The organism is Martelella sp. FLE1502 (assembly GCF_053484255.1).
Genome location: NZ_JBAKFQ010000018.1, coordinates 1 through 19,898, shown reverse-complemented (window position 1 = coordinate 19,898; position 19,898 = coordinate 1). Strand labels below are relative to the sequence as shown.

17 protein-coding genes are annotated in these 19,898 nt (G+C 63.5%); 11 read left to right on the top strand and 6 right to left on the bottom strand.

The features are described 5' to 3' along the window. Positions 1 to 36 precede the first annotated feature (36 nt). Both V6767_RS15340 and purD read right to left on the bottom strand, forming a co-directional pair. On the bottom strand, positions 37 to 2,709 hold the full coding sequence (locus V6767_RS15340; RefSeq protein WP_448474280.1) for a DNA translocase FtsK 4TM domain-containing protein: 2,673 nt from the start codon (positions 2,707 to 2,709) through the stop codon (positions 37 to 39). Positions 2,710 to 2,885: 176 nt separating this feature from the next. Next, positions 2,886 to 4,157 carry a phosphoribosylamine--glycine ligase gene (gene purD, locus V6767_RS15335; protein WP_448474279.1) on the bottom strand — a complete coding sequence of 424 codons (1,272 nt, stop codon included), beginning with the start codon at positions 4,155 to 4,157 and terminating at the stop codon, positions 2,886 to 2,888. 181 nt (positions 4,158 to 4,338) lie between these two features. Between purD and V6767_RS15330 the strand changes: the two genes are divergently transcribed. From V6767_RS15330 to ubiA, 3 genes are all read left to right on the top strand, one after another. Then, positions 4,339 to 6,624, top strand: coding sequence for a Tex family protein (locus tag V6767_RS15330; protein ID WP_448474278.1), 2,286 nt, complete (start codon positions 4,339 to 4,341; stop codon positions 6,622 to 6,624). Between the two features lie 278 nt (positions 6,625 to 6,902). Continuing rightward, on the top strand, positions 6,903 to 8,165 hold the full coding sequence (locus V6767_RS15325) for a class I SAM-dependent methyltransferase (RefSeq protein ID WP_448474277.1): 1,263 nt from the start codon (positions 6,903 to 6,905) through the stop codon (positions 8,163 to 8,165). A 24-nt stretch (positions 8,166 to 8,189) separates the two neighbouring features. Further along, positions 8,190 to 9,143 carry a 4-hydroxybenzoate octaprenyltransferase gene (gene ubiA / locus V6767_RS15320; protein WP_448474276.1) on the top strand — a complete coding sequence of 318 codons (954 nt, stop codon included), beginning with the start codon at positions 8,190 to 8,192 and terminating at the stop codon, positions 9,141 to 9,143. 3 nt (positions 9,144 to 9,146) lie between these two features. Here ubiA and V6767_RS15315 read toward each other — a convergent pair whose 3' ends face one another. Then, positions 9,147 to 9,707, bottom strand: coding sequence for a DUF6101 family protein (locus V6767_RS15315; RefSeq protein WP_448474275.1), 561 nt, complete (start codon positions 9,705 to 9,707; stop codon positions 9,147 to 9,149). A 216-nt stretch (positions 9,708 to 9,923) separates the two neighbouring features. Between V6767_RS15315 and V6767_RS15310 the strand changes: the two genes are divergently transcribed. Next, positions 9,924 to 10,091, top strand: a complete 168-nt coding sequence (locus V6767_RS15310; protein WP_448474274.1) for a hypothetical protein — start codon at positions 9,924 to 9,926, stop codon at positions 10,089 to 10,091. 58 nt (positions 10,092 to 10,149) lie between these two features. On the opposite strand, the gene lepA is transcribed toward V6767_RS15310, so the two are convergent. Next, on the bottom strand, positions 10,150 to 11,976 hold the full coding sequence (gene lepA, locus V6767_RS15305; protein WP_448474273.1) for a translation elongation factor 4: 1,827 nt from the start codon (positions 11,974 to 11,976) through the stop codon (positions 10,150 to 10,152). 289 nt (positions 11,977 to 12,265) lie between these two features. On the opposite strand from lepA, the gene V6767_RS15300 reads away from it, so the two are divergent. The 6 genes from V6767_RS15300 to V6767_RS15275 all read left to right on the top strand — a co-directional run bounded on the left by V6767_RS15300 (position 12,266) and on the right by V6767_RS15275 (position 16,629). Beyond that, positions 12,266 to 12,841, top strand: coding sequence for a helix-turn-helix domain-containing protein (locus V6767_RS15300; RefSeq protein WP_448474272.1), 576 nt, complete (start codon positions 12,266 to 12,268; stop codon positions 12,839 to 12,841). 8 nt (positions 12,842 to 12,849) lie between these two features. Beyond that, on the top strand, positions 12,850 to 13,380 hold the full coding sequence (locus V6767_RS15295) for an N-acetyltransferase family protein (protein ID WP_448474271.1): 531 nt from the start codon (positions 12,850 to 12,852) through the stop codon (positions 13,378 to 13,380). Between the two features lie 81 nt (positions 13,381 to 13,461). Continuing rightward, the gene (locus V6767_RS15290) at positions 13,462 to 13,911 is read left to right on the top strand and encodes a carboxymuconolactone decarboxylase family protein (RefSeq protein ID WP_448474270.1); all 450 of its coding nucleotides are present in this window, start codon (positions 13,462 to 13,464) and stop codon (positions 13,909 to 13,911) included. After that, the gene (sigJ, locus tag V6767_RS15285) at positions 13,908 to 14,777 is read left to right on the top strand and encodes an RNA polymerase sigma factor SigJ (RefSeq protein WP_448474269.1); all 870 of its coding nucleotides are present in this window, start codon (positions 13,908 to 13,910) and stop codon (positions 14,775 to 14,777) included. Before V6767_RS15290 ends, sigJ begins: the two co-directional genes overlap by 4 nt. A 60-nt stretch (positions 14,778 to 14,837) precedes the next feature. After that, entirely contained in the window at positions 14,838 to 15,869 is a 1,032-nt protein-coding gene (locus tag V6767_RS15280; protein ID WP_448474344.1) for a histone deacetylase family protein, read from the top strand. A 112-nt stretch (positions 15,870 to 15,981) separates the two neighbouring features. Next, positions 15,982 to 16,629 carry a BA14K family protein gene (locus V6767_RS15275; RefSeq protein WP_448474268.1) on the top strand — a complete coding sequence of 216 codons (648 nt, stop codon included), beginning with the start codon at positions 15,982 to 15,984 and terminating at the stop codon, positions 16,627 to 16,629. A 69-nt stretch (positions 16,630 to 16,698) separates the two neighbouring features. On the opposite strand, the gene V6767_RS15270 is transcribed toward V6767_RS15275, so the two are convergent. After that, the gene (locus V6767_RS15270) at positions 16,699 to 17,184 is read right to left on the bottom strand and encodes an acyl-CoA thioesterase (RefSeq protein ID WP_448462809.1); all 486 of its coding nucleotides are present in this window, start codon (positions 17,182 to 17,184) and stop codon (positions 16,699 to 16,701) included. 210 nt (positions 17,185 to 17,394) lie between these two features. Here V6767_RS15270 and clcA point away from each other — a divergent pair, with 210 nt between their 5' ends. Further along, a complete protein-coding gene (gene clcA / locus V6767_RS15265; RefSeq protein ID WP_448474267.1) occupies positions 17,395 to 18,747 on the top strand; it encodes a H(+)/Cl(-) exchange transporter ClcA in 1,353 nt (450 codons plus the stop codon). Positions 18,748 to 18,757: 10 nt separating this feature from the next. On the opposite strand, the gene V6767_RS15260 is transcribed toward clcA, so the two are convergent. Further along, the gene (locus V6767_RS15260) at positions 18,758 to 19,702 is read right to left on the bottom strand and encodes a formylglycine-generating enzyme family protein (protein ID WP_448474266.1); all 945 of its coding nucleotides are present in this window, start codon (positions 19,700 to 19,702) and stop codon (positions 18,758 to 18,760) included. Between the last annotated feature and the right edge of the window lie 196 nt (positions 19,703 to 19,898).

Genomic DNA, 19,898 nt, shown 5'->3' with positions numbered 1-19,898 from the left:
CTCGGCCTGAATGTTTCTGCCGGCAAAGATGGGGCGTCAGCGCGGGCCTTCAATGATGTCCTGCTCCGTCGGCACCAGAATCTCGCGTTTGCCGGCATGGTTGGCCGGGCCGATCACGCCTTCCTGCTCCATACGCTCGATCAGGCTCGCGGCGCGGTTATAGCCGATGCCAAGGCGGCGCTGGACGTAGGAGGTCGACGCCTTACCGTCGCGCAGCACGATCGCCACGGCCTGATCATAGGGATCATCCGACTTCGCCATGTTGCCGGCGCTGCCGCCGTCGCCGTCATAGCCGCCATCGCCGTCCTCATCCTCGTCGGCGGTGATCGCGTCGAGATATTCCGGCGTGCCCTGGGTCTTCAGATAGGCGACGATATCCTCGACCTCGGGGTCCGAGACGAACGGGCCGTGGACGCGCTGGATGCGCCCGCCGCCGGCCATGTGCAGCATGTCGCCCTGGCCGAGAAGCTGTTCGGCCCCCTGCTCGCCGAGGATTGTGCGGCTGTCGATCTTGGAGGTCACCTGGAACGAGATGCGGGTCGGGAAGTTCGCCTTGATCGTGCCGGTGATGACGTCGACCGACGGGCGCTGGGTGGCCATGATCACGTGGATGCCCGCCGCGCGCGCCATCTGCGCCAGACGCTGGACCGCGCCCTCGATATCCTTGCCGGCGACCATCATCAGGTCGGCCATCTCGTCGATGATCACGACGATATAGGGCATCGGCTCGAGATCGAATTCCTCGGTCTCGTAGATCGCCTCGCCGGTCTCGCGGTCGAAGCCGGTCTGCACGGTGCGCGACAGCGTCTCGCCCTTTTCGGCCGCCTGCGCCACGCGGCTGTTGAAGCCATCGATATTGCGCACGCCGAGTTTGGCCATGTTCTTGTAGCGCTCTTCCATCTCGCGCACGGTCCATTTCAGCGCGACGACCGCCTTTTTGGGATCGGTGACGACCGGCGACAGCAAATGCGGAATGCCGTCATAGACGGAGAGTTCGAGCATTTTCGGATCGATCATGATCAGGCGGCACTGCTCGGGCGAGAGCCGGTAGAGCAGCGACAGGATCATGGTGTTGACCGCGACCGACTTACCGGAACCGGTGGTGCCGGCGATCAAGAGATGCGGCATCTTGGCAAGGTCGACCGTGACCGATTCGCCCCCGATCGTCTTGCCGAGCGCCATGGCGAGCTTGGCCTTGGAGTTCTGGAAATCCTGGCTGGCGATGATCTCACGCAGGAATACCGTCTCGCGGTGCGGATTGGGCAGTTCGATGCCGATCGCGTTGCGGCCGGGAATGACGGCCACACGCGCCGAGATCGCCGCCATCGAGCGGGCGATATCGTCTGCAAGGCCGATGACGCGCGAGGACTTGATGCCGGGCGCCGGCTCCAGTTCGTAAAGCGTGACCACCGGGCCGGGGCGGACATGGATGATCTCGCCTTTCACCCCGAAATCGTCGAGCACCTTTTCCAGCGTGCGGGCATTGTCCTCCAGCACCTCTTTCGACAGCGCCTTGTCGCGGGCAAGGCCCTTGGGCTCGGCCAAGAGGGCTGCGGACGGCAGTTCGAAACCGCGCGGGGAAATCGACCCGTGGGAAGGCCGGCGCACGGTTTCCGCGCTCACCGGCTTGGGCGGCGGCGCGGGCGCTGCCACCACCGGCGCGCGCGGCGTCTGGCGCGTAACGCGCGGCTCGGACGAGCCGAAATCGGCGCTCAGCACGCCCTCGGGCAGATCGTCATCATCGTCGAAATCGTCGCCCATCTGCCCGTCATAGTCGAAGGGCGGCGGGTCGGCAGGGCGGTAGCCCGTCTCGCGCGGACGGTCGGGATCGACAAGACTTGGCTCACCGCTGCGCCGCCATGATGACGGATAGGCCGGCTCGTCATCGTCCAACCGGTCGAAACTGTCCTCGTTGAAATCATAGGGCGCGTCGAAATCCTCGTCCTCGTCACGCCGGCGGCCGAAGATCTTGTTGAAGCGGGCGCGCGAAATGTACCAGGTATGGGCGGCATAGCCGATCAGCGGCGCAAGCGAGAACCAGCCTTCGCGCTCCTCCGACAGATCGGAAACGGTCGGCGCACCGGGATCGCTCGAATGGCGTTTTGCGGCCGGCTTTTCGGGAACGACCTTCGGCTGGCGAATGATCAGCCCGGCGGCGTAGAGCTGCAGGAACAGCGCCGGCAGCGCGAAAATGCCGCCCACGATCATCGCGGCCAGCCCCGAAGGATATTGCCCGATAAACAGCGCCGGGAAACGCAGGATCAGATCTCCGGAAACCCCGCCGAGACCGTTTGGCAGCGGCCATGTCGGCGGCGGCGGCACGCAGCCGAGCACCGCGGCGGTGACAATCGCAGCGCCGATCCAGGCGAAGAAGCGCGAGGGTTTGCGATAGATCCGCTTTCCCGCCATCATCGCGAGCGACCAGGAAAGCACCGGCAAGAGCGCGAACACGCTGGCGAGCCCGAAGGCCTGCATCACGATGTCGGCGAAATCGGCGCCGGGATAGCCGAGAATATTGGTCGGCAGGCGGCCGGTGGCGTGGAGTTTGCTCGGATCATCGACATTCCACGTCGCCATCGCCGCGATCGCAAGGCAGAGCGCCACGAACAGCGCGAAGCCGAAAAGCGCTGCCACATAGCGGCGGACAAATCCGATAAGCGAGAACTCGCCGCCGCTTCTGTCTTCAAACCGCTCTGCCCGTGCAGCCATGACAAATACCCTCATACCTTCAACCGAACGCTCCGCCCGGAAACAAGGCGTCTCCCGGCAGATTCGCAGCCGAGGCTAACAGCGATGGGTTAAAGCCTCTTTAACCATCGCCGGGTCGTGTCGCAGCCGGGCCTTTTCCACCGATCGTTTTCGGGTATTTGCCTGCGGTTTTCCGCTCAGCCCTCTTCGCGGGCAACAGCGCGCCAGCCGATATCGCGGCGGCAGAAGCCTTCGGGCCAGTCGATGCTCTCGATCAGCTCATAGGCGCGGGTCTGGGCCTCGGTGACGTTGGGTCCGAGCGCGGTGACGTTCAGCACCCGGCCGCCATTGGCGACGAGCTTGCCATCCTTGATCGCCGTGCCGGCATGGAAGGTCCGCGCGGTTGCGCCATCGGCGGGCAGCGCCTTGATCTCGCTGCCCTTCTTGTAGGCCCCGGGATAGCCCCTGGCCGCCATCACCACTGTCAGCGCCGTCTGCTCGCTCCAGTCGGCGCCAACCGAATCGAGCCTGCCCTCGGCGCAGGCAACGAGGATCGGCAGCAGATCGCTTTTCAGCCGCATCATCATCACCTGGCATTCCGGATCGCCGAAACGGGCATTGTATTCGATCAGCTCGGGCCCCTTTTCGGTGATCATCAGGCCGGCGTAAAGCACGCCCTGGAACGGGTGGCCCATCTCCGCCATGCCCCGGATCGTCGGCTCGATGATCTCCTTCATCGTGCGCTCGATCATCGCGGCATCCATCACGGGCGCCGGCGAATAGGCGCCCATGCCGCCGGTATTCGGCCCGGTGTCGCCATCGCCCACGGCCTTGTGATCCTGGGCGGTGGCGAGCGGCAGGGCGTGTTTTCCATCGGACAGGCAGAAGAAGCTCGCTTCCTCGCCCACCAGAAATTCCTCGACCACCACTTCCGCGCCGGCCGCCCCGAACGTGCCGGAGAAGCAGTCGTCGATCGCGGCAAGCGCCTCGTCATTGGTGCGGGCGACGGTAACGCCCTTGCCGGCGGCAAGGCCATCTGCCTTGATCACGATCGGCGCGCCGATCTCCAGCACATAGGCCTTCGCGGCCTCGGCATTGTCGAACCGCTGATAGGCGCCGGTCGGGATATTGTAGCGGGCGCACAGATCCTTGGTGAAGCCCTTGGAGCCCTCAAGCTGCGCCGCCGCTTTGGTGGGGCCGAACACCTTCAGCCCTGCGGCCTGCAGATCATCCGCGAGCCCGGCGACCAGCGGGGCCTCGGGACCGACGACCACGAGGTCGATCGCCTTCTCGCGGCAGAACGCGACCACGGCCGCATGGTCGGTGACATCGAGCGCCACACAGACCGCATGGGCGGCAATGCCCGGGTTGCCGGGAGCGGCATAGAATTCGCCGATTTCGGGGGATTGCGCGAGTTTCCAGGCCAGCGCATGCTCGCGCCCGCCCGAACCGATCAGAAGGACATTCATGGGTCCGCTCCGTTTGTCACCTGCTGCGTTTGGGTAAGCAGGCCGGCGGCAAAGGTCAAGGCCGGGGCGCGTTAACATCCGGGGCAATATTGTGGAAGGCCGCAAGCGCCCGCGCCAAAGCCATTGTTTCGGCGCGATGAACGCCTAAATTCGCGTCTCCGTGAAAGATGGAACGAGATTGATGGCCGCAGAAAAAATCGCCCGCATCGTCGCAGAGGAAATCAAGGCCCGCCCGGAACAGGTGGATGCCGCTCTGAAGCTTCTGGATGAGGGCGCGACCGTGCCCTTCGTCGCGCGTTACCGCAAGGAGGCGACCGGCGGGCTGGATGACGGCCAGTTGCGCACGCTCGCCGAGCGCATCACCTATCTGCGCGAACTGGAGGCCCGGCGCGCCACCATCGTCGAATCGATCACCAGCCAGGGCAAGATGACGGATGAGCTTTCCGGCAAGATCGCTGCTGTGACCACCAAATCCGAACTGGAAGACCTCTACCTCCCCTACAAGCCGAAGCGCCGTACCCGCGCGATGATCGCCCGCGAGAACGGGCTCCAGCCGCTGGCCGACGCGATCTTCGGCGACCGCAGCTCGGACCCGGAAAAACTCGCCGAGGCCTATGTCAACGACAAGGTCGCCGACATCCGCGCAGCCCTCGACGGCGTGCGCGATATCCTGTCGGAGGAGTTTGCGGAGAATGCCGAACTCGTCGGCAGGCTCAGGCAATATATGCGCGACAACGCGATGCTTTACGCCACCGTGGTGCCCGGCAAGGAAGAGGCCGGCCAGAAATTCTCCGACTATTTCGAACACGCCGAGAAATTCGCGACCGCGCCCGGCCATCGGGTTCTCGCCATGCTGCGCGGCTTCAACGAGGAAGTGCTGTCGGTCGCGATCGAGGCCGACCGCGACAACCCCTCCCCGGTCAAGCCCGCCCAGCAAATGATTGCGCGCTTCTTCGACATTGACGGAGAAGGCAAGGCCAACGCCTTCCTGATGCAGGTCGCCGGCTGGTGCTGGCGGGTGAAGCTCTCCACCTCGCTCTCGCTCGACCTGATGCGGGAAATGCGCGAGCGCGCCGAGGACGAGGCGATCAACGTGTTCGCCCGCAATCTGAAGGACCTGCTGCTGGCCGCCCCCGCCGGCTCCCGCGTCACGCTCGGCCTCGATCCGGGCATCCGCACCGGCGTCAAGGTCGCCGCCGTCGATGGCACCGGCAAGCTGCTCGACACCGCCACCATCTACCCGTTCCAGCCGCGCAATGATGTTCAGGGCGCCATGGCCGCACTGAAGGCGCTGATCGCGCGCCACAACGTCTCGCTAATCGCGATCGGCAACGGCACGGCCAGCCGCGAGACCGAAAAACTTGTCGCCGACGTGCTGAAGGCGGTGCCCGACCCGAAGCCGATGAAGGTGATCGTGTCTGAGGCTGGCGCCTCGGTCTATTCGGCTTCCGAGACGGCGGCGAAGGAATTTCCGGACCTCGACGTCTCGCTGCGCGGCGCGGTTTCCATCGCCCGCCGCCTGCAGGATCCGCTGGCCGAACTCGTCAAGATCGAGCCGAAATCGATCGGCGTTGGCCAGTACCAGCACGATGTCGACCAGATGAAGCTGTCGCGCTCGCTCGACGCCGTGGTCGAGGATGCGGTCAACGGCGTCGGCGTCGACCTCAACACCGCTTCCGCGCCGCTGCTTGCGCGCGTGTCCGGCCTCGGTCCCTCGATTGCCGAGCAGATCGTGCTGCACCGCGATGCCAATGGCGCGTTCAAGAGCCGCAAGGAATTGCTGAAGGTCGCCCGCCTAGGGCCCCGCGCCTTCGAGCAGAGCGCCGGCTTCCTGCGCATCCGCGATGGCATCGAGCCGCTGGATTCATCCGCCGTCCATCCGGAAGCCTATGACGTGGCGAAGAAGATCGTCGCCGCCTGCGGGCGGGATCTCCGCGCGTTGATGGGCGACAGCGCCGCACTGAAGGCCATCGATCCACGCGCCTTCGTCGATGACCGCTTCGGCCTGCCGACCGTGCGCGACATTCTGGCGGAGCTCGAAAAGCCCGGCCGCGACCCGCGCCCGGAGTTCAAGACCGCGAGCTTTGCCGATGGCATTGACGAGATTTCCGACCTCAAGCCCGGCATGGTGCTGGAAGGCACCGTGACCAATGTCGCCGCCTTCGGTGCTTTCATCGATATCGGCGTGCATCAGGACGGGCTCGTCCACGTCTCACAGCTCGCCGACCGCTTCGTCAAGGACCCGCATGAGGTGGTCAAGGCCGGCGATGTGGTGAAGGTTCGCGTGGTCGATGTCGACGTAAAACGCAAGCGCATCGGCCTGTCGATGAAGAGAGACGACGGCGCGCCCCCCGCCCGCGGCCCCCGCAACGATCGGCCGCGCGAGCGCGGCAATGACCGGCGCGACAAGCCGCAGTCGCAGGGCGCGTTCGGCGCAGCACTTGCGGATGCGATGCGGAAGAAGTGAAGCGGGAGCTCTGCTCTCGTCCCTACAATAGAGAATCAGACGACCCGGAACTGGTCTCCTCTCACGTTCGGCGACCGGCCATGCCTGTCTGTGCTGCCTGCGCAAACCGCGCTGGTTGCATTGAACGACAGGCATCCCACAACCCAGAACTGCCAAAGCGGCACATTGTGCCCGGAAACGTGTCGATCGGGGATCGGACGCCCGCCTTGTTTCTTGCGCCAGAATGAATAATGTGCGTGAAATAATATGTGACATAAGCAGGCATTCGGGGGATTGCGATGGCTTCTCAGCTGTTCAACCTGGTCGAAAAGATCATTAAAACAGGCACTTTGAGGATAAAGGACGCAACAGGGACGGTAACGACTTTCGGGGATGGCACCGGTGATCCGGTCGCGATCCGGTTCACCGACAAGGAAGCCGAAAAGCTGGTGGCGACAGACCCGGCGCTTACCCTCGGCGAAATGTACATGCAGGGCCGCTTCCAGATGGAAGAAGGCAATATCTACGACTTCCTGTCGCTGGTGCGCCGCAACACCCTGGAAATCGTATTCTCGCCGATGATGGCGGCAAGGGTGTTCTGGCGTATCGGACTTGCCCAGTTACAGACGCGGTTGCCGATCAACCACAACCGCAAGAATGTCTCCCATCATTACGATCTGACGCCGCCGCTGTTCAGCCTGTTTCTGGATGAGGACTGGCAGTATTCCTGTGCCTATTTCGACCCGCCGGACATCTCGCTCGACGAGGCGCAGCTTGCCAAGAAGCGCCACATCGCCGCCAAGCTGCGGCTGAACGAGGGCCAGCGCGTTCTGGAAATCGGCTCGGGCTGGGGCGGGCTCAGCATGTATCTGGCCGAAATGGCCGGGGTCGACTGCACCGGCATTACGCTGTCGCACGAGCAGCATGCGATTTCCTCCGACCGCGCGGCAAAACGCGGACTTTCGGACAGGGTGCGCTTCGAGCTGCAGGACTACCGGACCATGAAGGCCAAGCCCTTCGACCGGATCGTCTCCGTCGGCATGTTCGAACATGTCGGCATTGGCCGCTACCGGAATTTCTTCGACAAATGCTTCGAGCTTCTGGACGATGACGGCGTGATGCTGCTGCATTCGATCGGTCGCGATGTCCCGGGCCATGGCCATACCAACCCGTTCATCGAGAAATACATCTTCCCCGGCGGCTATATTCCCTCGCTGTCGGAGGTTCTGCCGGCGGTCGAGAAATCCGGCCTGCTGGTGCGCGACATCGAAATCCTGCAGATGCACTATGCCTATACGCTGAGAGCGTGGCGCGAGCGCTTCGTGGCGCGCAAGGAAGAGGCAATCAAGCTCTATGACGAGCAGTTCTTCCGGATGTGGGAATTCTATCTCGCCGGCTCGGAAATGGCGTTCGAGTGGGACAAGATGTTCATCTTCCAGATGCAGCTTTCAAAGAGCCAGTTTGCCACGCCCAATAACCGCCGCTATATGTTCGAGGCGGAAGACAAACTGAAAGCCGCGGAAGCGAACCGGGCGCCGCTGGAGCCTGTCGAGTTTCCCTGATCCGGCTTTGTTCAGGGCAGACAGATGAGCAATATTTTCGAGGATAACGGTCGCGTGGTTGACGCGCCGTCGGATAATTTCGTCTACCGGCTGCTGCCGCCTTCGCTGTGGCCCTATGCACAGCTTGCCCGCTGGGACCGGCCGATCGGCTGGCAGCTATTGCTGTGGCCCTGCCTGTGGTCGGCGGCGATGGCGGCCGGCGTGACGGCGGATGCCAATGCCTTCCGGCCCGGCCAGTTCATTACCCATTGTCTGCTGTTCTGGCTCGGCGCTGTGGCCATGCGCGGGGCGGGCTGCACCTATAATGACCTTGTCGATCACGACATCGACAACCAGGTGGCGAGAACCCGCTCGCGACCCCTGCCCTCCGGCCGGGTCACCCGTCGCCAGGCGAAGATCTTCATCCTGCTGCAGGCGCTGACGGGACTGGCCGTCCTGCTCTGCTTCAACCTCTTCACGATCGTGCTGGCGATCTCGTCGCTGGTGATCGTCGCGATCTATCCCTTTGCCAAACGTTTCACCGACTGGCCGCAATTCGTGCTGGGGCTCGCCTTTTCCTGGGGGGCGCTGGTGGGATGGGCGGCGGTGTTCGGGGCGCTGTCGGGGCCTGCAGTGCTGGTCTATATCGCCGCGGTGCTCTGGACCATCGGCTACGACACGATCTACGCGCATCAGGACAAGGAGGATGACGCCCTCATCGGGGTGCGCTCCACCGCGCGTCTGTTCGGCGACAACACCAAGCCGTGGCTGATCGGCTTTTACGGCGCAATGCTGGTGCTGATGGCGCTTGCCTTCCGCCTGGCGGGCCTTGGGTGGCCTTCATTCGCCGGGCTGATCATCGCCGGCGGGATGCTGCTCCGCCAGATCGCGGTGCTGAATATCGATAACGGCGATCAGTGCCTGCGGCTGTTCAAATCCAACCACCATGTCGGCATCGCGATCTTCGCCGGGCTGGTGGTCTCGATCTTCATCAGTTGATCTTCAGGCCGCGACCGCGCGGCCTGCGAGTTTCAGGGCAACGCCGAGCTTGCCGTCTTCCATCCGCACCGTCAGACGCGGGACCGGCCGGGTGGCCTTGCGGCGGCGCGGGCCTGCCTCGTCATTGGCGGCACTCACCCGATGCGGCTGAAAATCGACAGCGCGGGCGGCGCCATCGGCCTCGACCATCAGCATCGGAATATCGTAGAGCAGCGCCCATTCCTGCCAGTCGGCGACGATCGCCTCGAGATCATGGGCGACGAGCAGCGGGATGCACAGTTCCGGATCGGCGTGATGCAGTTCCAGCGTCACCGTGATCGCGCCGTCGACATGAGCCACCGCGCGGGCGGCAACGCCCTTGAAGGCCCGGCCCGGAAGCGCGATCGAGAACGGCAGATTGCTCGACGGCAAGTTACGGCGGACAACAGCGCCGCGGGTATCGAGCTTGACGGCGATGCGGGCATCGGTGCCCTTGGCCGTGTAGGAAAACTTCTGCGGAAAATATGCGGGATCGATTCTCAGAACCGTGTCGTCCCGTCCCCTCAAAACTTGCGTATTCGTCATCTCGTCACCCTTGATTTCTGTCCCCGGTATCCGGCGCACATTCGCGAACTTTTCCGTTCGTCTGAGGGCGATCATAGGCGAGGTTGTTACCAGCCGCCTTAACAAGCACGGTTAAGAAATTCCAACGCACATCAATGGTTATCAAAATCCGATTTCGAAGGGTTGAGAGAGCGTGAACGGCCTGGTGACGGGGCGTTAACCGCGAGGGGTGCGGGCTTGGAAAACGGTGTGCGGGAAAACATCGCCAATCTCCCCGCCGTAAGAGCAGGCAGAAACCTCACCGCCGAGACAAGTCTTCTCGCCCCGGAGAGGAAAGAAGACTTGGCGCACTGCATCGGGCTTGCTGAAAAGCCGAAAGCCATTACCGACCTTGAGGACCAATGAAGGCGCTCGAACCCGCGATATTATCGCGGCTCATGCGCAAACGCTCGCCTGATATCGCCTACTCGTCGCTCATCTTCAGCGCGGCGATGAAGGCTTCCTGGGGGATTTCGACCTTGCCGAACTGGCGCATGCGCTTCTTGCCGGCCTTCTGCTTGTCGAGCAGCTTGCGCTTGCGCGAGGCATCGCCGCCGTAGCATTTGGCGGTCACGTCCTTGCGCAGCGCAGAGATGGTCTCGCGCGCGATCACATTGCCGCCGATCGCGGCCTGGATCGGGATCTTGAACATGTGCTTCGGGATCAGCTCCTTCAGCTTCTCGCACATGTCGCGGCCGCGCTTTTCGGCGGCCGTGCGGTGCACCAGCATCGACAGCGCATCGACCGGCTCGCCGTTGACGAGTATCGACATCTTGACGAGATTGCCGGCACGGTAATCGGCGAGATGATAGTCGAACGAGGCATAGCCCTTGGAAATCGACTTCAGCCGGTCGTAGAAATCGAACACCACCTCGTTGAGCGGCAGTTCATAGGCCAGCATCGCGCGGTTGCCCACATAGGTCAGGTCGGTCTGGATGCCGCGCCGGTCCTGGCAGAGCTTCAGAATACCGCCGAGATATTCATCCGGCGTCAGGATCGACGCCTTGATCCACGGCTCTCGGATTTCGGCGATCTTGACCACATCCGGCATGTCGGCGGGATTGTGGAGTTCGATTTCCTTGCCGTCGGTCATCGTCAGTTCGTAGACCACCGACGGCGCTGTCGCGATCAGGTCGAGATCGAATTCGCGCTCCAGCCGCTCCTGGATGATTTCCAGATGCAGCAGGCCGAGAAAGCCGCAGCGGAAGCCGAAGCCAAGCGCCGCCGAACTTTCCATTTCGAACGAGAACGACGCATCGTTGAGCCTGAGCTTGCCGACGGCGGCGCGCAGGTCCTCGAAATCATTGGCGTCGACCGGAAACAGGCCGCAGAACACCACTGGCTGCGCCGGCTTGAAGCCCGGCAGCATCTTCTCGGTCGGGCGTTTGTCCTCGGTGATCGTGTCGCCGACGCGGGTATCGGCCACTTCCTTGATCGAGGCGGTGATGACGCCGATCTCGCCGGGGCCGAGTTCGTCGACCACCAGCATTTTCGGGGTCAGCACGCCGACGCGGTCGACCGGATATTTGGCATCCGTGCCCATCATCCGAATGGTCTGACCCTTCTTCAGCACGCCGTCGATAACACGCACCAGAACCATGACGCCGAGATAGGTGTCGTACCAGCTATCCACCAGCAGCGCTTTAAGAGGCGCATTCTCGCCCTTTTCCGTCTTCGGCGGTGGCAGCTTGTGAACGATGGCTTCCAGAACATCCGGCACGCCCATGCCGGTCTTCGCGGAGATCAGAAGGGCATCGGACGCATCGATGCCGATCACGTCCTCGATCTGCTCCTTCACCCGTTCCGGGTCGGCTGCGGGCAGGTCGGCCTTGTTCAGCACGGTGACCAGCTCATGATCGTTGTCGATCGCCTGATAGACGTTTGCGAGCGTCTGCGCTTCGACGCCCTGGGAGGCGTCGACCACCAGAAGCGAGCCCTCGCAGGCCGAAAGCGAGCGCGAGACCTCATAGGCGAAGTCGACATGGCCGGGCGTGTCGATCAGGTTCAGCACATAGGTCTCGCCGTTATTCGCCTTGTAGTGCAGGCGCACGGTCTGGGCCTTGATGGTGATGCCGCGCTCGCGCTCGATATCCATATTATCGAGCACCTGCGCCGACATCTCGCGCTCGGCCAGCCCCCCGCAGGTCTGGATCAGCCGGTCGGCAAGCGTCGACTTGCCGTGGTCGATATGGGCCACGATGGAAAAGTTGCGGATATGGTCGAGTGGAACGCGATCTTCATTTGTGCTCATGCGCGCGCATATAGCAGCGCACGCGGCATCTTCAAAGCGAAATTGCGGGCGGGACCAAGAGATCAGCAGCCAAACGCCTGCTGGTCCCGGATATAGTGCTCGCGTTCAATGTTCGGGTCTGTGAGGCGATAGGCAATACTGATCTGCCACTTTTCATCCCGGCAGCTTTGAGGGTAAATTTCGTTTGCCGTCTAACGATTGTCCCGCCGTGCCGGCAATACCAGATCGCGAAACGAGTTCTCATATATTTGCCCTTGACTCCACAATAATAGAATTCCATGATCGCATCATGGAAAACCTCGATCTCACCTTCGACCACGCCATTGCCGTCAACCTCAAACGCCTGCGCAACGCCGGCGGCTTTACGCTGGATGGGCTTGCGGAAGCCTCGGGCGTCAGCCGTGCGATGATCTCACGGATCGAGCGGGCGGAGGCCTCGCCGTCGGCGCTCATTCTGGCAAAGCTCTGCGCCGCGCTCGGCACCACGTTGTCGGCGTTCTTCGCCGATGCCGACCGGCCCGTCGATCCGCTGTCGCGCCGGGTCGACCAGCCGGTGTGGCGCGATCCGGAAACTGGCTATTCGCGCCGTTCGATCTCGCCATCCGGCACCGGCTCCGGGGTCGATATCGTGCTGATCCGCTTTCCGGTCGGCGGCGGCATCTCCTATCCGCCCAAACACGGCGCTGACGGGCTGAGCCAGCATATCTGGATCATGAGCGGCGCCTTGAAGGTCGATATCGGCGAGGAGACCCATCTCCTTTTCAAGGGAGACTGCCTCTATATGCCGGTCGCCGATCCACACAGCTTTTCCAATGCCGGCGATACCGACGTGCTCTACGCCGTCATCATCGAGCGAACGCGATAAGGAGCGTCATGACGACCATCAGATTTCTATCCGCCGAGGAAGCCGTCGCCGCAATCCCGGCGCTCAGCGAGCTCCTGCGCGACAGTATCGAGGACAATGCCTCGATGGGCTTCATGGCGCCCTACGATCCGGCAGAGGCCCGCGCCTTCTGGCAGGGCGTCGCCGAAGGTGTGGCGGATGGCTTTACAGTGCTCGCCGTGGCGGCGGACGGAGACGATATCGTCGGCACGGTGCAGGCCGGCTTTGCGCGCAAGACCAACCAGCCGCATCGCGGCGATGTGATGAAGCTGATCGTGCGCCGCGACATGCGCGGCCGGGGCATCGCCCGCCAGTTGATGGAGCGGCTGGAGGCAGAATGCCTGAAGCGCGACCGCTGGCTGATGGTGCTCGACACCGCGACCGGAAGCGCCGCCGAAGCGATCTATCCCCGTCTCGGCTGGCAGCGCGTCGGTGTGGTGCCGGAATACGCGCTCTACCCCGATGGGGATTATTGCGGCACGACGTTTTTCTACAAGCGATTGGTCGACAACCGCATGTGAGCCGGTTTTTCTTTTGGCGGGATGTCACATTTGGCGAATCCCGCTCGTCATGGAGATGCAACACATCAAAAGAGGTTTTCCATGACTGCACGCATCGACTTCTACGCCGCCGGCCCCGAACTGGCGCGCCAGTGGCACGCCTTGTCCAACGACGTCAGCGGCCGGCTTGAGCATAGCCTGCTGGAGCTTGTCAAAATCCGCGCCTCGCAGATCAATGGCTGCGCCAACTGCATCAACATGCACACGATCGACGCCCGCCAGGCCGGCGAGAGCGAGCAGCGCATCTACCTTCTTTCTGCATGGCAGGAGGCGCCGTGCTACACAGAACGCGAGCGCGCGGCGCTCGCCTGGACCGATGCCCTGACACGGATTTCACAGGCGCCGATCCCCGCGGACGTCTATGATGAACTCGCCCGCCATTTCAGCGCGGAGGAACAGGTGAGCCTGACCATGGCAATCAATGTGATCAATGGCTGGAACCGCATCGCAGTCGGTTTTCAGATGTGGTTCGAGCCAAAGGTCGCGGCATGACGCGCGGTGACGCCAGTGCGGCGGAGCGGTTCGAACCGTTCCGTCCCCTCATGCGTCGCATCGCCTACCGCATGCTCGGCTCCCACGCCGACGCAGAGGACATGGTTCAGGAGGCCTTCATCCGCTGGATGAGCGTTGATCACGACATCGTGCGCTCGGACGAGGCATTCCTGCGTCGCATGATTGCCCGGCTCTGCCTCGACCAGCTGAAATCGGCGCGCACGCGACGCGAGACCTATATCGGTCCCTGGCTGCCCGAGCCCGCGATCGAGGAAGAACCGGAGGTCGATTTCACCCTGCCGCTAATGCTGGCGCTCGAAAGGCTGTCGCCGCTGGAACGGGCGGCCTTCCTGCTGCATGACGTGTTCGGTATGGATTTTGCAGCCGTCGGCGATGCGCTGGAGCGCAGCCCCGAGGCGGCCCGAAAGCTTGCCGCCCGCGCCCGCGACCACGTTCGCGAGGAAGCGCCGCGCTTCCCGGTTGAACCCCAGTTGGGGCTCGATGTCGCCCGCGCCTTTCACGCCGCCTCGCGCAGCGGCGATATCGAAGCCTTGCGCGACATGCTGGCCGCCGATGCCGCCTTCCACTCCGATGGCGGCGGCAAGCGTTCCGCCGCATTCCGGGTTGTCACCGGCGTCGAGGATATCATCACCATTCACAAAAGACTTGCCGAGATCGCCTGGAAACAGGGCTGCGCGCTGGTGCGGCTATGCTATGTCAACGGCCTGCCGGGTTTCATCACGCGGGAAGCGGACGGCGCGCTTCAGGTTACCGCCCTACTGCCCCGCGACGGCAAGATCGCCGCGATTTACGTGATGCGCAATCCCGACAAGCTCAGGCACCTCGATCCCCGCATGATGCATTGAAAGCAATTCCCGTTTGCCTCCCGATACGGTAAGGAAGAACGAACAGGAAAGGCTTTGACGATGCGCATACTCTATTCCGAGGACCACAAGTTTCGCGATGCCAAAACGGAGCTGCATGGCGGCGAACTGGTGAAGCCGTTCGAGGGGCCGTTCCGGGCGGTATGGATATTGGCGGCGCTGAAAGAGAACGGGTTTTCGGACATTGTCGCGCCCGAGGCGCACGGTCTTTCGGTCGCGGGCAAGCTTCACGATGCCGGCTATCTCGAGTTTCTGGAAACCATATGGGAGCGGTGGGTGGCGGCCGGCTTCACCAGCGAGGCAATCCCGATTTCGCTGCCGGTGCGCCGCTCCTACCACGCCCGCCCGCCGAAGAATATCGACGGGTTGCTCGGCTATTATGCCAACTCGGTGGAGACCTCGATCACCGACGGCACCTACCGGGCGGCCGTCGCCGCCAATGACTGCGCGATTTCGGCGACCGACCATGTCACGGCCAGTCATCGCCATGCCTTCGCGCTCTGCCGCCCACCGGGCCACCATGCCGGCATCGATCTGTTCGGCGGCTACTGCTTCCTGAACAATGCCGCGATCGCCGCCCAGCGGCTGATCGATCACGGCGCAGCAAAGGTTGCGATCCTCGACGTCGATTTCCACCACGGCAACGGCACGCAGGACATCACCTATGAGCGCGACGATATCTTCTTCGCCTCGATCCACGGCGATCCGGACGATGCCTTCCCCTATTTCTGGGGCCATGCGGAGGAAACCGGCAAAGGCAGGGGCGAAGGCTTCAACGCCAACTTCCCGCTGCCCCGCAACACGCCGTGGAGCGCCTATAGCGCGGCGCTGGAAAGTGCGATGAAACGGATCGCAGATTTCGGGGCGGAGGCGCTGGTGGTTTCGCTCGGTGTCGACACGTTCGAAAAGGATCCGATCTCCTTCTTCCGGCTGACCACGCCCGATTTCCGGCGCATGGGCGCAGTGCTGGCGGCATCGGGCCTGCCGATCGTCACCGTCATGGAAGGCGGCTACGGCGTCACCGAGATCGGCCACAATGTCGCGAATGTGCTGCTCGGCATGGAGGACGGCTGAGAAGCCCGCCCGAAAAATGCCGGATTATTCAGCTTGCGTTCAGCAAACCGATGCTACCTGCGGTTTAGAATTATCGCGTGGCGGTTTTTGTTCGAGATGCAGGAGGAATGCGATGTTCGGACTTGCACGCAGTAAACTGGTGGCCGTCGCGGCGGCGGCAGCGCTTGCCCTTTCGCCGATGGCGGCGCTTGCCCACCCGGCAGGCGGCTTCCACGGCGGTGGTTTTCATGGCGGTTTTCATGGTGGCGGGTTTGCCCCGCATGGCCCGGCCTTTCACGGCGGCGGCAATCCGCACTGGCAGGGCCCTCCGCCCTACTGGCACAATGGCCCGCATGGCGGCGGCCCGCGCGGGCCCGGCCCGGTTCGCGCGCCCCATGGTCAGCCCTGGCATGGCGGCCCGCCGCCACACTGGCACGGCCCGCCGCCGCCGCACTGGCATGGTCCGCCACCGCCCAATTGGGGCCCCTATTACGGACCGGCAGCGCTTGGCCCCTATTGGTACGGCCCGCCCTACGGTCCCTATGGACCGGGCTGGGGCTGGAACGGTACCGCCTGGGTTCCCTTTGCGGCAGGCGCGCTGATCGGCGGCGGCGTCGTGGCGGCAACCAACAACGGCACGGTCAACACGGCGACCACGCCGACGATCAATCCGAAGCACTATCAGTGGTGCGAGGATCACTACAAGTCCTACCGCGTCTCGGACAATACCTACCAGCCCTATCACGGGCCGCGGCAGCAGTGCGTTTCGCCGTATTACTGAGGGAGAGGAGATGCCCCGCGCCGGCTCCATGCCGTCGCGGAGCATTGTTGCGCCAGAGCCGGAAGGGCTCTATTCCGCCTTCAATTCCTTGAACCGGCTTTCATATTCGCGACGGAGCTGGTGACGCATCTGCGCCTCCTTGAAGCGGCGCTCCTTGTCCGGGGTGCTGAGATCGAGCTTGGGGATCGGCGTCGGCTTGCCATGTTCGTCCACGGCAACCATCGTGAAATAACAGGAATTGGTGTGACGGCGGTGGCCGCTGCGCACCTCCTCCGCCTCGACCCTGATGCCAATCTCCATCGAGGTGCGACCGGTATAATTCACCGAGGCCCGAAAGGTGACGAGTTCGCCGACATTGATCGGCTCGCGAAACGTCACCTGATCCACCGACAGCGTCACCGCATAATCCTGTGAATAGCGCGCCGCGCAGGAATAGGCCACGCGATCGAGCAGGTTCAACAGCGCGCCGCCATGCACCTTGCCGGAGAAATTCGCCATGTCCGGCGTCATCAGCACCACCATTTCAAGCTGGCTGGGATCGTGTTCGCGGTCCATTCATGTCCCCTCTTTGCAGGCCGTTTGCGATCGGGCCGGAGTCTTGCCCGAAAGCCGAATGCAATCAACAGCAAACTATGTCGCTGGATCAGGACGCGTGCTGCTGGCGGCGCTCTGGACAAGACATTTTCAGTCTGCATAGTGCAATCAGAAAGAGGGGCCATCCATGCACAGACCAACTTCGGCGCGCCTCATAGCGGTGCGAGCCTGATGAGCGAACAGGAAGACGCAGCGCTTGAGCAGCGCGACCGGCGCGCGGAGAACCGCTTTATCGTCATGGCCGCCGTGACCGGCATTGTCACGGGCACAATCGGCTCGTTTTTCCACCTTGCGATCGACCGGCTATCGACATGGCCGCAGGCGCTGGGACGTCTGCTGCAGGGGCCCTGGCTCGTCCTGGCGGCGGCGCTGATCACCATGATCGTCACCGTCGCCATGGTCGCCGTGGTACGCCGCTATGCGCCGGAGGCCGCCGGCAGCGGCGTGCAGGAAATCGAAGGCGCGATGAGCAATCTGCGCAATGTGCGCTGGCGCCGGGTTCTGCCGGTGAAGTTCCTCACCGGCATCGGCGCGCTGTCATCCGGCCTTGTGCTCGGGCGCGAGGGGCCAACGATCCATATCGGCGCGTCGATCGCGGCGGCCACCACGGATTTCTTCAAGGTCTCTGATACCGAAAGGCGCGGCCTGCTGGGCGCGGGCGCTGCCGCCGGCCTTGCCTGCGCCTTCAACGCCCCGCTCGCCGCCGTGCTGTTCATCATCGAGGAAACCCACAACCAGTTTCCCTATAACTTCCGCAGCTATATGGGCGTCATCGTCGCCGCCTTCTTCTCGACCGTGATGACGGAGGTGATCGGCGGCACCGCGCCGGATTTCTCCATGTCGGTCGCGACACCGGCGCTGGCCCTGCTGCCCGCCTTCATCGTTCTCGGCGCGCTGCTCGGCTTCGTCGGGGTGGCGCTCAATGCCAGCCTGATGAGCGTTTCCGGCTTCGCCATGGCGATGCACAAGCGCATTCCCTACCTGATGCCGGCGCTGATCGGGCTTGCGATCGGGGCGCTGTTCATCCTGTTTCCGCGCGCGGTCACCGGCGGCGAAAATGTCATCGTCGCGCTTGCCCGCGATCATGTCGTGCTGAGCGCGCTTCTGATGCTTGCGGTGTTGCGGTTCGCCACCATGGTGGTGAGCTATTCCGCCGGCACGCCGGGCGGCATCTTCGCGCCCATGCTGGCGCTGGCGATCGCGGTCGGCCTCGCCTTCGGCACGATCCTGGAAGGCCTGCTGCCGCAAGGCGCCGCCATCCCCCTCGCCTTCGGCATCGCCGCCATGGGCGGACTGTTCTCGGCTTCGGTGCGCGCGCCGGTGGTCGGCGTTGCGCTGACGCTGGAACTGACGGGCGCCTACACCATGACGCTGCCGCTGATCGCAACCTGCGTCACCGCCAATATCGCGGCCCGCTGGCTTGGCGGACAGCCGATCTACGAGCAATTGCTGGAACGGACTTTGAAACAGGCGGGCGTTCACCCGGAACGCATGCCGCACCGGCCCGAAAGCGAACTCGGCTGATGCCAGCGTCTCAAGCGTCGTAGGCGACGCGGAAGCCGACATTGCTGGCGGCGCTATCCGGCGTCAACGCCATGCGCGCTGCAATCCGGTAGCGATAGCAATAGCTGTAATGGCAGAGGAACGAGCCGCCCTTGAGCAGGCGCTCGTCGGCGGCCACGGCGGCGGCGTTGCGCTGCTTGGCGTGGCGCGAAAGCGAGCGGATGCGATAGGGATCGGCGGTCCACTCCCAGACATTGCCGGCCATGTTGTAGAACCCGCCCTCATTCGGCTCGAAGGATTGCGCCGGCGCGGTGCCCATGTAGCCATCGGCCATGGTGTTGTGATCGGGAAACCGCCCCTGCCAGATATTGCAGAAGATCTTGGTATCGGTCGGCTCCTCATCGCCCCAGACGAATTTGCGGCCGACGACGCCGCCATGGGCCGCCCGCTCCCACTCGGCCTCGCTTGGCAGCCTGCCGCCGACCCAGGTGGCGAATGCCACGGCATCGGCGTGGGAAACCTGGGTGACGGGGTGATCCAGCCTGTCCTCGACGCTGCTGCCCGGCCCTTCGGGATGAGCCCAGTCCGCGCCGTCGATCTTCCACCACCAGGGCGTATCCGGGGCATTGCCCGTGACCTCGGTCTCTTTCGACACCAAGCCAGCAAACACCGCCGACCAGCCGAAGCGCTCGGCCTCGCTGACATAGCCGGTCGCCTCGACGAATTCGGCGAAGCGGCGGTTGGTCACGGTCTGAGCCTCAAGGGCGAAGGGATTGAGCTTGACGAAGCGCGCCGGGCCCTCGCCATCCTGCGGGATTGCGGGATTATCAATGCCCACATGGCTGCGCCCGCCGGGAAGGGCAATCGCGTTGGAACGTTCACCGCCGGCGGTGGTGATGACCGGAGCCGCATCATCTGCCGGCCTTTCGCTGTTGCGCGATACCGCACAGCAGCTCCCCTTGCCCTCAACGCTCATCGATCCGCTCCCAGTCCTGCTGTCGTCGTTTTACCACGCTCCCTGTATCAATTCCGGCCAGAAATTGCCAATGGCGTGATGTCGCAGCCCTCCAGCCGGGGGATGCAGGAAACGATCAAAATCGAGAAGAAAATTTCGGAGAAATGGTCGGGGTGGCGGGATTCGAACCCACGACCCCTTGACCCCCAGTCAAGAA